Genomic DNA, 12983 nt, shown 5'->3' with positions numbered 1-12983 from the left:
GTCAGCCCCCCGAGAACCACTCCGGCACCAGCGAGTACACCGCCGCCGCAACCGGCCTGCCGCGCAGGATCAGCCGGTTGCGGGCGATGCATTCAAGCGTGGCGCCGATCTTCACCGCCACGGCGCGGCTCGCCACGTTGGCTTCGGCCGCCACGATCTCGATGCGGGTCAGGCCGAGCCCGTGGAAGCCATGGCAGGCCATCATCGTTGCCGCGCCCGCCGCCAGCCCCTGCCGCTGGCGGCTCTCCCGAATCCAGTAGCCCAGGTTGCCGAGGTTGTCCTCCGGCCGGATCTGGTTGATCGCCACGCCGCCGTAAAGCTCCCGGCCATCGGGCGAGAACACGCCGATGTCGAACGCGGAGCCATCCGCCATATTGGCGTCGCAGCGCGCGAACCACTCCTGGGCGTCCAGCGTGTTGTAGTCATGCCGCGCCCACGGCATCCAGGCGCCGACGGTGGCCATCGACTCCCGCACCGCCGCCGCGAACGGCAGCACATCGGCCGCACGGAACGGCCGCAGCATGAAGTCCTTGCCCCGCAGCGGCGGCATCATGGCCCGGCGCCTCAGTCGCGGTTGTGGACGGTCTCGCCGTCCAGCGCCAGCGCGCCCACCGCCGCCAGCCCGCGCAGGGTCTGGGCGAAGACCGTCTCGAACGGCGTCTCGGCCATGAAGCGCGCGTGGATGCGCTGCATCAGCGGCGTGCCGTGCATCCACGCCAGCAGCGCGGTGCGCGACATCGACTGCTGCTCCAGCAGCTTGAACTTCACCAGCACCTTTACCGCGTGGCTGGCGTTGCGCAGCGGGTCGCCGCGCAGGTGGGCCAGCCGGCCCTGCGCGCGCGCCACCGCCTCGGACACATCGCCGAACACGCGGCCATGGCCGGGGATGACGAGGCGGGCGTCGAGTTCGGCGATGCGCGCCAGCACGGCGGCCTGCTCCGCGAAGCCGCTTTCGCCGTCGAGTTCGGGAAAGATCACGCCGAAGCCGTTTTCCCAGAGCGCGTCGCCCGAGATCAGGATGCGCGGCCCGGGGGCGAACAGCATGACTGCGTGCGGGTCGTGGCCCGGCGCGGCCACCACGTGCCAGTCGAGCCCGCCCAGGCGCAGGTGGTCGCCGTCGTGCAGCAGCGCGTCGAAGGTGAAGCGCTGGCACTGCTGGCCGGTGGCCACGAAGCTCAGGGCGTCGTCATCCCACGCGGACACCGCCGCCGCCTCGGCGGCCGGGATCGACGTGCGTGGCTGCCAGCGCGCCTGCAGCGCGGCGTTGCCGCCGCAATGGTCCGAATGGAGATGAGTGTTGATGACCTGCCGCAGGGGCCGGCCATCGAGCGCCGATGCGACCAGCGCCTCGGTCTGGGCGGCGTGGGTCAGGTAGCCGGTATCGACGAGCGCCGTGTCGCCAGTCTCGTCATCGACCAGCAGCACGTTGTTGGCCGACAGCCAGCCGCGCTCGAACACGCGGACGGACGGCGGCAAAGAGGCGGAAAAGGAAAGCGGCGCGTTCATGCCCCGTCTCCGCCCAGCCACGCCACGCGCGCAGGCAGCAGCGCCCAGACGCGCCGGCGCTCGGCATCATCGGCCTGGGACCAGCCGGCGATTTCCTCGATGGTGCGCAGGCAGCCTTCGCAATAGCCGGTCACCGGGTCCATCTTGCAGACGTTGCGGCACGGSGACGSCACCGGCGACGTCCCCAACGCGGCAGCGGCGCCGCGCGTGAGGTCGGCTTGCAGGCGGCGCGCGGCGGGCGGGAGCACGGCGGACATCGCGCGGGTCAGTTAGCCACCGGCGCCACCTGCGCCGCCACGTCGGCAACTTCGGCGCCGGTCATGGCCTGGAGCTGGTGCGGCGTGAGGTTGAACACCGCGTGCGGATGGCCGGCGGCGGCCCACAGGCTCTCGTAGCGGAACAGGTCCTGGTCGAGCAGCATCACGGGCGGCACGGCGTGGCCGATGGGGCAGACGCCGCCAATCGCATAGCCGGTCTTCTCGCGCACGAACTTCGCATCGGCCTTGCCCAGCGGGCCCACGCGGGCGGCCACCTTGGCCTCGTCCACGCGGTTGCTGCCGCTGGCGATGACGAGCACCGGGGCGTCGTCCGCCACGCGCCGGAAAATGATCGACTTGGCGATCTCCGCCACGCTGCAACCGAGCCCGGCGGCGGCTTCGGCCGAGGTCTTGCCGGTGGCCGGCAGCATCACCACCGGGCGGTCATGGCCGATGCCGGCGAGCAGGTCGGCCACGCGCTGCGCGGCGTCGGGCAATTCGCCGAGTTCGTTCGGCTCGTTGGATGCGGGGGACGCGCTCATGGGTGGATTCTCCTTATCTATCTATATAGGGGGCAGCTCAGGTGCAGACCGCCGCGTCGTCCGCCGCCGCCCACTTGGTCAGCAGGGCGCGGCCCACGCGCGAGTTGTTCGGGCGGCCGATGGCCTGCGAGATGTAGTCGCCGGTGCGCACCACCGCCTCCAGGTCGATGCCGGTATGCAGCCCCATGCCGTGGAGCATGTAGAGCACGTCCTCGGTGGCCACGTTGCCGGTGGCGCCCTTGGCGTACGGGCAGCCGCCCAGCCCCGCCACGGACGCGTGGAAGATGCCGATGCCCACTTCCAGGCTGGCCAGGATGTTGGACAGCGCCTGCCCGTAGGTATCGTGGAAATGACCCGAGAGCCGGTCGATCGCAAACTCCATCGACGCCGCGCGCATCACTTCCTGCACCCGCGCGGGCGTGCCGACGCCGATGGTATCGGCGATGTCGATCTCGTCGCAGCCCAGGTCGCGCATGCGGCGCACCACGTCCACCACGTCGTGGACGGACACCTCGCCCTGGTAGGGGCAGCCCAGCGTGCAGGAGATGCTGCCGCGCAGCCGCACGCCGGCTTCCTTGGCGGCGGCCGCCACCGGCTCGAAGCGGGCGATCGACTCGGCGATCGAGCAGTTGATGTTCTTCTGCGAGAACGCCTCGCTGGCCGCGCCGAAGATCACCACCTCGTCGGCCCCGGCCGCCACGGCGCCCTCGAAGCCGCGCAAGTTCGGCGTCAGGGCCGAATACAGCGTGCCGGGGCGGCGCTGGATGCGCGCCATGACCTCGGCGCCGTCCGCCATCTGGGGCACCCACTTGGGCGAGACGAACGACGCGGCCTCGATATTGACGAAGCCCGCGTCGGTGAGCTGGTTGATCAGCGTCACCTTGACGTCGGCGGGCACCATCGCTTTTTCGTTCTGGAGCCCGTCGCGCGGGCCCACTTCGACGATCTTCACGTACTGGGGCATGGTCATGGCTGTCTCCTCGGTTCCTTGTCTGGACGTGCCGGCCCGGCTCAGTAGCCGCGCTGCAGGTCCACCACGCCGGCAATCGGCTTGCCTTCGGCCAGCGCGCGGATCTTGCCGGCGATCTGGGCGATGCTGTCCTCGCGCAGCGTCAGCGCCGAGATATGCGGCGTGATGGTGATGCGCGACTCCTGCCAGAACGGATGGTCGGCCGGCAGCGGTTCGGTGCGGAATACGTCCAGCGTGGCGCCGGCGATCTGCCCTTCGCGCACGGCGGCCAGCAGGTCGTCTTCCACCAGGTGCGGGCCGCGCGCCACGTTGATCACATAGGCGCCCCGGGCCAGGCGGTAGAGCAGGCCGGTGTCGATGATGTCCTCGGTCTCGGTGGTCAGCGGCAGCACGTTCACCAGCACGCGCAGGCCGTCGAGGAAGGCGCGCTGGCCGTCCTCGCCATGGAACGATTCCACGCCTTCCACGGCCTTGGCCGAGCGGCTCCAGCCGCGCACCGGGAAACCGAAGCCGGCCAGCGTGCGGGCGATGTGGGCGCCCAGCGTGCCGATGCCCATCACGCCGATGGTGAAGTCGGCGCGGCGATGGGGCTTGAGGAATTTCCACGTGCCGGCGCGTTCCTGGGCGTCGTAGGCGTCGAGCTTGCGGAAGTAGCGCAGCACGGCGGCGGTGACGTATTCAGCCATCTGGGCGGCCATGCCGGCGTCATCGAGGCGCACGATGGGCACGCCGGCCGGCAGCGCGTCGGGGTCTTCGTCGCGCAGGCGCAGGATGCCGTCCACGCCGGCACCGAGGTTGAACACGGCGCGCAGGTCCTGGCGGCCACGCAGCATGGCCACGGGCGGACGCCAGACCACGGCGTAGTCGGCGGCCTCGCCCTGGCTTTCCTCCCACTTCAGGCATTGCGCCTCGGGCAGCGCCTCGGCAAAGCCTTCGATCCAGGGTTCATAGCGGCCATCCGGCACGTACAACTGCAACTTCATCTCGACTCCAGTTCTTTTCGGGGGTGTTGTGGGGGCATTTTGGCACGGCAGACCCTGCTTTGCTCCCCTCTCCCTCTGGGAGAAGGGAGCAAACCGTCAGGCAGCCGTTGGCTCCGCCACCGCGAACGCCAGCAGTTGCGCGCCTTCCGCTACCTGCTCGCCCACGCCGTAGAGCACCTCGCTGACCACGCCGTCGGCGGGGGCGCTGATGGTGTGTTCCATCTTCATGGCTTCCATCACCAGCAGCGGGGTGCCGCGCGTGACGGTGCTGCCGGGCGTCACCATCACGGCGATCACCTTGCCCGGCATCGGGGCGGTGAGCTTGCCGCCCTCGCTCTCGGCCTCGCCGGCGTGGCCCAGCGGGTCCAGCCACGCCAGTTCCGTGTGCCGGCCGGCGGTGAAGACGTGGAACATGTCGCCCTCCACGTGCACCTGGCCGTGGGTGCGGCGGGTGCCCAGGTCCACGCGGATGTCGTCGGCCTTGAACACGTAGGCGAACGGCGCCGCCTGATCGGCATAGATCAGCGTGCTGCGGCGCGGGTCGGCGCGCAGCACCACTTCCACCTTGTTGCCGCGATGCGAGAAGTACAGCGTACGGGACTCCCGGCCGTTCAGGCGCCACGGGCCGGCGTGGGTCCACGGCGAGTGCCGGTCGGCCTCGTCGATGCGGCGCGTGCGGGTCTCGCGCTCGAGCAGCGCAGCCACGGCCAGCGCGATGGCCTCCATGCCGGCCGCCTTGGGCGGCGGGAACAGCACCGCCTGGTTGCGTTCGATCAGGCCGGTGTCGAGGTCTGCCGTGCGGAACGCCTCGGACTTGACCAGCCGCTGCAGGAAGGCGACGTTGGTTTGCAGCCCCACCACGTGGTAGCCGGCCAGCGCCTGCTCCATGCGCGCCAGCGCCGCGTCGCGGTTGGGGCCCCAGACGATCAGCTTGGCGATCATCGGGTCATAGAACGGGCTGATGGTGTCGCCCTCGCGCACGCCGGCATCGATCCGCACGCCTGCCGGGCCGTGGGAGTCCCCGCCAAGCATGAACTGCACCGCCGGCGGCGTGCGCAGGAAGCGCAGCGTGCCCGTGGACGGCAGGAACTGGTTGTCGGGGTTCTCGGCGTAGATGCGCGCTTCCAGCGCGTGGCCGTCGATGCGGAGCTGGTCCTGCGTCAGCGGCAGCGGCTCGCCGGCCGCCACGCGCAACTGCCACTCCACCAGATCCTGGCCGGTAATCATCTCCGTGACCGGATGCTCCACCTGGAGGCGGGTGTTCATCTCCATGAAGTAGAACGAGCCGTCCTGATTGGCGATGAACTCGACCGTGCCGGCGCCGACGTAGCCCACGGCCTTGGCCGCCGCCACCGCCGCCTCGCCCATCGCGCGGCGCCGTTCCTCGGTCATGCCGGGCGCGGGGGCCTCCTCCAGCACCTTCTGATGGCGCCGCTGCACCGAGCAGTCGCGCTCGAACAGGTAGACGCAGTTGCCGTGGGTGTCGGCAAAAACCTGAATCTCGATATGGCGCGGGCGGGTCAGGTATTTCTCGACCAGCACCTTGTCGTCGCCGAAGCTGGCCGATGCCTCGCGCTTGACCGAGGCCAGCGCGGCCTCGAAGCCCTCGCCCGCCTCCACCACGCGCATGCCCTTGCCGCCGCCGCCCGCGCTGGCCTTGATCAGCACCGGGTAGCCGATGCGGTCCGCCTCGCGGCGCAGCAGCGCCGGGTCCTGATCCTCGCCGTGGTAGCCGGGCACCAGCGGCACGGACGCGCTTTCCATCAGCTGCTTGGCCGCGCTCTTGCTGCCCATGGCGTGGATGGCCGAGGCCGGCGGGCCGATGAAGACCAGCCCTTCGGCGGCGCACGCCTGCGCGAACGCCTCGTTCTCGGACAGGAAGCCGTAGCCCGGGTGGATGGCCTGGGCGCCGGTCTCCTTCGCCATCTCGATGATGTGGTCCGCGCGCAGGTAGCTGTCGCGCGCGGCCGGGCCGCCGATATGCACGGCTTCGTCGCAGAACGCCACATGGCGCGCGTTCGCGTCCGCATCGGAGTAGACGGCCACCGTGCGGATGCCCAGCCGGCGGCACGTGGCCGCCACACGGCAGGCAATCTCGCCACGGTTGGCGATCAGGATCTTGTTGAACATGGCTCCTCCTTTGTTTCCCTTGTTATCCGGGGGGCGGCCAGTTGCTTACCTCACGGCAGGGCCGTCATCCCGCGTAGCCTTCCGCGCGGATGTCGAGCCGGGCCAGCAGCGCGCGGTCGCGCTCGGCCTGCGGGTTGCCGGTGGTCAGCAGCTTTTCGCCATAGAAAATCGAATTGGCGCCAGCCATGAAGCACAGCGCCTGCAACGCTTCGTCCATGGCCTCGCGGCCGGCGGACAGGCGCACCATCGCGCGCGGCATGGTGATGCGTGCCACGGCAATCGTGCGGACGAACTCGAACGGGTCCAGCGCTTCGGTGCCCGCCAGCGGCGTGCCCTCCACCTGCACCAGGTTGTTGATGGGGACCGACTCGGGGTACGGGTCCAGGTTGGCGAGCTGGGCGATCAGGCCGGCGCGCGCCTCGCGTGCCTCGCCCATGCCGACGATGCCGCCGCAGCAGACGTTGATGCCGGCGCCGCGCACGTGGCCGATGGTGTCCAGGCGGTCCTGGTAGGTGCGCGTGCCGATGATCTTGCCGTAGAACTCGGGCGAGGTATCGAGGTTGTGGTTGTAGTAGTCCAGGCCGGCGTCAGCCAGGCGCTGCGCCTGCTCGGCCTTGAGCATGCCCAGCGTCACGCAGGTCTCCAGGCCCATCGCCTTGACCTCGCGCACCATGTCGATCACCGGCTCCAGATGGCGGTCCTTCGGGCTGCGCCAGGCGGCGCCCATGCAGAAGCGCGTGGCGCCGTTGGCCTTGGCGTTGCGGGCGGCCTCCAGCACGGCGTCCAGTTCCATCAGCTTCTCGGCCTTCACGCCGGCGTCGTGGTGCGCGCTCTGCGGGCAGTAGCCGCAATCCTCCTCGCAGCCGCCGGTCTTGATCGACAGCAGCGTGGAAAGCTGCACCGTGTTGGCGTCGAAGTGTTCCCGATGCACCTGCTGCGCGCGGAACAGCAGGTCGTTGAACGGCAGCGCGAACAGCGCGGCGACGTCATCGACCCGCCATGCGGCGTTTTCATCACGCTCGGCGGCGGCTTGCAGGTTGCGGGCGGACTGGCGCAGGGCGTCGGCGGAAATCGTGGCGACGGTCTGGGCGGAGGTCTGTTGGGATTGTTGGGCTTGTTGGGTCATGGTCTTTTGCGGATTCTGTGTAGTCGGGGCTCAGTCAGCGGACTGGGCCACGGCGGTGTATCGGATATGCGGCGGCATGCTGGCCAGCAGCGGGGCGAGGTCGAGTTCCGTCGCCGCCACGGCGGGGGCCACCTGCCAGGGCAGCTCGCCCAGGCAGGGCGCGCCGAGCGCGTCGTGCAGCGTGGCGATGTTCTCGTGCGGCAGCAGCATGTCGGGGTCGATGCGGTTGGCGATCCAGCCGGCCAGCGTGAGCCCGCGCGCCCGCACCGCGTCGGCGGTCAGCATCGCGTGGTTCAGGCAGCCAAGCCGGACGCCCACCACCATCACTACGGGCACGTTGAGCATTTCGGCCAGGTCGGCGGTGTTCCAGCGCGCGGCGCCCACGTCGAGCGGCACCTGGAAGCCGCCCACGCCCTCCACCACCACGGCTTCGGCGCGATGGCGCAGCGACGCGAACGCGGCTTGGATCGGCTCGCGCGTGATGCGCAGCCCTTCCATGGCCGCCGCCAGGTGCGGAGAAACCGGCGTGCGCATCAGGAACGGGCACATCTCCTCCTGCGGCACGATCACCGAGCCGGCGGCGCGCAACTGCTCCACGTCGTCGTTCTGCCAGCGCTCGTCCAGCCACTCGCCGCCACTCGCCACCGGCTTCATGCCGACAGTGGTGTAGCCCGCCGCGTGCAGCGCGTGCAGCAGCGTGGCCGTGGCGTGGGTCTTGCCGACGCCCGTATCGGTGCCGGTGACGAAGCAGGCCACGCGGCCGGGCTTCTTCTGCGCCTTGTCGATATCCGTCATGCGGCCTCCCGGTGCGGGATGGCCCGCGCGATGGCATCGAGCAGCCGCTGCACGTCCTGCGCGGTGTGCGAGGCGGACAGCGTGATGCGCAGCCGCGCGGTGCCGGCCGGCACGGTCGGCGGCCGGATGGCGCCCACGCGGATGCCCTCGGCCTCCAGCGCGGCAGACAGCGCCAGCGCGGCGGCGTTGTCACCGACGATCAGCGGCTGGATCGCCGTGTCGCTTTCGCCCAGCGTCCAGCCGGCCTGCGCGGCCAGCCGGGCCAGTCCGTCGCGCAGCGTGGCAATCAGCCCGCCAAGCTGCGCGCGGCGCTGGCGCCCTTCCTCACCGGCGATGATCGCCAGGCTCGTCAGCAGCGCGTGCGCCACGGCCGGCGGCGCCGCCGTCGTATAGATATAGGGGCGCGCGGTGTTCACCAGATGCTCGATGATCGTGGCGTGCGCCGCCACGAACGCCCCGGCCACGCCGGCGGCCTTGCCCAGCGTGCCGATATAGATCAGCCGTTCCGAGCGCAGGCCGAGGTGCTCCAGCACGCCCCGCCCGTTCTCGCCCAACGCGCCGAAGCCGTGGGCATCGTCGACGATGATCCACGCATCGTGGCGTTCGGCCAGCGCCAGCAGGCCAGCCAGCGGCGCGATATCGCCATCCATGCTGAACACGCTGTCGGTCACGATCAGCTTCAGGCCGCCGGTGTGGGCGGCGAGCTGGGCGTCCAACGCGGCCAGATCGCCATGCGGATAACGCTGCACATCGGCACGGGCCAGCCGAGCGCCGTCGATCAGCGAGGCATGGTTCAGCGTCTCGCAGAACAGCGTCGCGCCGGCGGTGCCGAGCGAGGTCAGCACGGCAAGGTTCGCCATATAGCCAGTGCAGAAGTACAGCGCCTGCGCCTGCGGGATATGCGGCGCCAGCCACCGCGCCAGTTCCTGTTCGAGTTGGGCGTGCGCAATCGAATGGCCGCTGACGAGGTGGGAAGCCCCGCTGCCGGCGCCATAGCGACGCGCGCCATCGGCCAGCGCCTCGGCAATCGCCGGATGGTTGGCCAGCCCGAGGTAGTCGTTGCTGCTGAAGGTCAGCAGCGGCACCGGCCTGGCGTCGATGGCGCCGACCGACTGGTGCGGCGCGCAGGCCGTGTGGGCGATGCGGCGCCGGCGCGTGAGCGCCTGGGCTTCGCGGTCGGCGGCGGCGCGGGTCAGTTGCTCAAGCAGCATGGCGCACCTCCGGCATCGGTCCCGCCACCGCGTGCAGCGTGGTGAGCAGCTGCTCGCCTAGCCATTCGGCGAGTTGCTGGTCGAACACGTACGGCGGCATCAGATAGAGGGTGTTGCCGATGGGGCGCGCCAGCACGCCCTGTTCGCGCGCGGCCAGATGGAAGCGCGACGCGAAATCGGCGCCGGCGACCTCCGGGTCCACATCGGCAGCCCAGATCATGCCGCGCTGGCGCACGTTGACCAGGCGCGGGTCGGCGGCCAGCGGCGCCATGGCGTCGGCCAGCCAGCGGGCGCGCTCGCGGTTGCGGGCGAGCACGTCTTCCGCGTCGAACAGGTCGAGCGTGGCCAGCGCGGCGCGGCAGGCCAGCGGGTTGCCCGTGTACGAGTGCGAATGGAGGAAGCTGCGCGCGATGTCGTCGGCGACGAAGGCGCGCTGGATCTCCGGCCGCGACAGCACCAGCGAGAGCGGCAGGTAGCCGCCGCTGATGCCCTTCGACAGGCACAGGAAGTCCGGCCACGCGTGGGCGGGCAAGGCTTCACCCTCCTGACGCTCGCGCGCCTGCTCCCAGGCGAAGAAGGTGCCGGTGCGGCCACAGCCCACGGCAATCTCGTCGGCAATCAGGTGCACGCGATAGCGGTCGCACAGCGCCCGGGCGCCTTCCAGATAGGACGGGTCATACATCGCCATGCCGGCGGCGCCCTGCACCAGCGGCTCGACGATCAGCGCGGCGATCTGGCCGGCGCGTTCGCGCAGCAGCGCTTCCAGGTCGGCCAGCGCGCGGGTGGCGACATCGGCGGCGCTCTCGCCGGGATTGGCCTGGCGGGCGTCCGGCGACATCGCCACATGGGCGCGGCGCGTGAGCGGGGCGTAGGCGTCGCGGAAGATCTCCACATCGGTCACGGCCAGCGCGCCCACCGTCTCGCCGTGGTAGCCGTGGCGCAGGCACACGAACTCGCGCTTGGCCGGCAGGCCGGTGTTGTGCCAGTAGTGGAAGCTCATCTTGAGCGCGATCTCCACCGCCGACGCGCCATCGGACGCATAGAAGGTGTTGCCGAGCGCCCCGCCGGTGAGCGCGGACAGCCGCTCGGCCAGCGCCACGGCCGGCGCGTGCGTGCAGCCGGCCAGCATCACGTGTTCGAGCGTCTGCATCTGGTCCGCCAGCGCGGCGTTGATGACCGGGTTGGCGTGGCCGAACAGGTTGACCCACCACGAACTGATGGCGTCGAAGTAGCGGCGGCCGTCGCTGTCGATCAGCCACGGGCCCTCGCCGCGTGCGATGGCCAGCGGCGGCTCGTTGGCGCCCGCGTCGGGCCGCAGGCGCGTGCACGGGTGCCACACGGCGCGCTGGCTGCGCGCGGCGAGTGATCCGTCAGCCGCTGGGGAAGAAAGGTGTTCCGGATGTTCCAAGGGAAGCCTCCTTTGTTGTCCGTCCACGCCGGCGCCACGCCGGACGAGGCCGGGGCGCGCTGGCAAGCAGGACGGAATGGGGAGGCTCATGGTAGGAAGGTCCTTGGGGACTTGGCAAACCGGGCTGCCCCGGCACGTTAGCGGCAACTTGACCGAGGTTGCGCGATGTTGGCGGATGCGGTGACGCGCGCGCCGCCCCATTCGGGCTTCCAGCCGCTAACGTCCGGCATCGTCCCGAAACAAATCGGCAGAAAAATCATTGCGGACGCCATGCCGGCGCGCGTTTTTCGAGGAAAGACCGCACGCCCTCGCGCCCTTCCTCGGACGCGCGGATCGCCGCGATCCGGTTCGCGGTGTCGGCCAGCAGGTCGTTGTCGATGGCCCGCCCCGCCACTTCCTGCACCAGCCGCTTGCTCTCGCGCACGGCGTTGGGGCTGTTGGCGACCAGCGCGGCGGCCACCTCGGCCACCTTGGTGTCCAGTTGTGCGGCCGGCACCACGGCATGGACGAAGCCGAGCCGCAGCGCCTCGGCGGCGTCGAACCGCTCCGCCGTGATGAAGTAGCGCCGCGCGGCCTGCTCGCCCATCGCCCGGATCACATAGGGGCTGATGGTGGCCGGCAGCAGGCCGAGCTTGGCCTCGGACAGGCAGAAGTTGGCCGGTTCGGCGGCCACGGCGATGTCGCAGGCGGCCACCAGGCCCACGCCACCCGCGTAGGTGTCGCCGTGGATGCGGGCGATCACCGGCTTGGGGCAGGCCCAGATGGTGTGGAGCATCTGGGCCAGCGTCAGGGCATCGGCACGGTTCTCGTCGTCCGTGTAGCCGGCCATCTTCTTCATCCAGTTCAGGTCCGCACCGGCGCAGAAGGCCGGGCCGGTGCCGGCCAGCACGATGGCGCGCACGTCGGGGGTATCGCCCAGCGCGCGGAACGCGCCGGTCACCTCCGCAATCACGGTTTCGTTGAACGCGTTGCGCACGTCCGGGCGGTTCAGCGTGACCGTGGCAACGTGGTGCACGGCGGTCACGTTCAGCGTGGTGAAGTGCATGGTCTCTGTCTCCGGGGCATCGATGGGGGTGTCAGGAGGCGCGCTCGGTGGCGCCGGCTGGCTTGGGCGGGTCTTCCGGCGCGTCGTCGAACGGCATGCCGATATGGTGGAAGAAGGCGTCCACCTCGGGCAGCCACAGCGCGATGCCGTGGCGGCTGCTGAACAGCTTGTGGGAGTCGCCTTCGAACTCGCCCACGTCGACGAAGCGCGCGTCGGCGGCCGGGCCGCTCGCGGTCGCCTTGTAGTTGTTGTACAGCCGCTCGGGCAGCGGCCAGGGCCAGAAGCTGTCGTTGTCGCCGTAGAACCAGAGCGACGGGTAGCGCGCCGTGCGGCCGTAGTCGCCGAACGCATCGATCAGGTTGTTCTCCCAGCCGGCGCACGCGGCATTGCGCAGGCCGCCGGCGAAGTTGACCACGCCGCGCACGCCCGGATAGCCGATGGCGGACAGCGCCATGGTCGAGAGCCCGCCATGCGACTGACCGATCACCACGATGCGGGTCGGGTCCACATAGGGCTGCTGCACGAGGTAGTCGAGCGCGGCGATGACATCCTCGGCCTGCGCCATGCCGTTGGCGCTGATGTTGCAGCTACCGCCCACGTAGGCGCCGCCGGACTTCGAGAAGCCCTGCCGCATCGGCAGCGCCACCACGTAGCCGCGCCGCACGAACTCCGCGCTCTGCGCGGCAAAGCGCGCGCGGCCCTGGTAGGCGGGCTTGCCGGGCGCCTTGCCGTGGTTGATCACCACCAGCGGGTAGCGGCCATCGGCGGCGGGCCGGAAAATGGTCGTCTCCAGGTCCACGTTGGCGTCCGCGCCGGCCTTGGGCACCATCACCACGCGCTCGATCGTGCGCGGCGGCAGCGCGGCCAGTGCCGACTGGGCGACGGCCGCCCCGCACAGCGTGACGCAGGCCAGCGCGACGGCAACGCCGCGAACGAGGGGGGCAAGGCGCAACATGGTCAGACCAGAAAAAATGCGGTGAGGGAAAAGTCGAAACGGGTACGGCAAAAAC

General features: G+C 70.4%; 13 protein-coding genes. All 13 read right to left on the bottom strand.

All coding sequences use genetic code 11. The features are described from left to right. Nucleotide 1: 1 nt before the first annotated feature. Nucleotides 2-550: a GNAT family N-acetyltransferase gene (locus tag AC1DEL_RS18250; protein WP_092292093.1), complete on the bottom strand. Its 549-nt coding sequence runs from the start codon at nucleotides 548-550 to the stop codon at nucleotides 2-4. 14 nt (nucleotides 551-564) lie between these two features. After that, complete coding sequence (locus AC1DEL_RS18245; RefSeq protein ID WP_441591433.1) at nucleotides 565-1506, bottom strand: MBL fold metallo-hydrolase; 942 nt, start codon at nucleotides 1504-1506, stop codon at nucleotides 565-567. After that, nucleotides 1503-1763: a DUF1289 domain-containing protein gene (locus AC1DEL_RS18240; protein WP_477159143.1), complete on the bottom strand. Its 261-nt coding sequence runs from the start codon at nucleotides 1761-1763 to the stop codon at nucleotides 1503-1505. Before AC1DEL_RS18240 ends, AC1DEL_RS18245 begins: the two co-directional genes overlap by 4 nt. 8 nt (nucleotides 1764-1771) lie before the next feature. Further along, on the bottom strand, nucleotides 1772-2305 hold the full coding sequence (locus tag AC1DEL_RS18235; protein WP_092291363.1) for a YbaK/EbsC family protein: 534 nt from the start codon (nucleotides 2303-2305) through the stop codon (nucleotides 1772-1774). Nucleotides 2306-2342: 37 nt separating this feature from the next. Next, entirely contained in the window at nucleotides 2343-3275 is a 933-nt protein-coding gene (locus tag AC1DEL_RS18230; protein ID WP_092291361.1) for a hydroxymethylglutaryl-CoA lyase, read from the bottom strand. A gap of 41 nt (nucleotides 3276-3316) precedes the next feature. Beyond that, the gene (locus AC1DEL_RS18225; protein ID WP_441591436.1) at nucleotides 3317-4258 is read right to left on the bottom strand and encodes a 2-hydroxyacid dehydrogenase; all 942 of its coding nucleotides are present in this window, start codon (nucleotides 4256-4258) and stop codon (nucleotides 3317-3319) included. Nucleotides 4259-4354: 96 nt separating this feature from the next. Beyond that, nucleotides 4355-6388: an acetyl/propionyl/methylcrotonyl-CoA carboxylase subunit alpha gene (locus AC1DEL_RS18220; RefSeq protein WP_477125855.1), complete on the bottom strand. Its 2034-nt coding sequence runs from the start codon at nucleotides 6386-6388 to the stop codon at nucleotides 4355-4357. Nucleotides 6389-6452: 64 nt separating this feature from the next. Then, nucleotides 6453-7514: a biotin synthase BioB gene (bioB, locus tag AC1DEL_RS18215; protein WP_092291355.1), complete on the bottom strand. Its 1062-nt coding sequence runs from the start codon at nucleotides 7512-7514 to the stop codon at nucleotides 6453-6455. A 30-nt stretch (nucleotides 7515-7544) separates the two neighbouring features. Next, complete coding sequence (gene bioD, locus AC1DEL_RS18210; protein WP_092291353.1) at nucleotides 7545-8309, bottom strand: dethiobiotin synthase; 765 nt, start codon at nucleotides 8307-8309, stop codon at nucleotides 7545-7547. After that, complete coding sequence (gene bioF / locus AC1DEL_RS18205; RefSeq protein WP_092291351.1) at nucleotides 8306-9520, bottom strand: 8-amino-7-oxononanoate synthase; 1215 nt, start codon at nucleotides 9518-9520, stop codon at nucleotides 8306-8308. The genes bioD and bioF overlap by 4 nt, the downstream gene beginning before the upstream one ends. After that, nucleotides 9510-10928 carry an adenosylmethionine--8-amino-7-oxononanoate transaminase gene (gene bioA / locus AC1DEL_RS18200; RefSeq protein ID WP_477125854.1) on the bottom strand — a complete coding sequence of 473 codons (1419 nt, stop codon included), beginning with the start codon at nucleotides 10926-10928 and terminating at the stop codon, nucleotides 9510-9512. Before bioA ends, bioF begins: the two co-directional genes overlap by 11 nt. A gap of 256 nt (nucleotides 10929-11184) precedes the next feature. Beyond that, a complete protein-coding gene (locus tag AC1DEL_RS18195; RefSeq protein WP_477125853.1) occupies nucleotides 11185-11973 on the bottom strand; it encodes an enoyl-CoA hydratase/isomerase family protein in 789 nt (262 codons plus the stop codon). 31 nt (nucleotides 11974-12004) lie between these two features. Then, nucleotides 12005-12928 carry a dienelactone hydrolase family protein gene (locus AC1DEL_RS18190; RefSeq protein WP_092291345.1) on the bottom strand — a complete coding sequence of 308 codons (924 nt, stop codon included), beginning with the start codon at nucleotides 12926-12928 and terminating at the stop codon, nucleotides 12005-12007. Between the last annotated feature and the right edge of the window lie 55 nt (nucleotides 12929-12983).

The sequence above is a fragment of the Cupriavidus sp. 10L43_2 genome (assembly GCF_056395265.1).
Note: the sequence above shows the minus strand (reverse complement) of the source record. Positions and strands in the feature narration are given on the sequence as shown.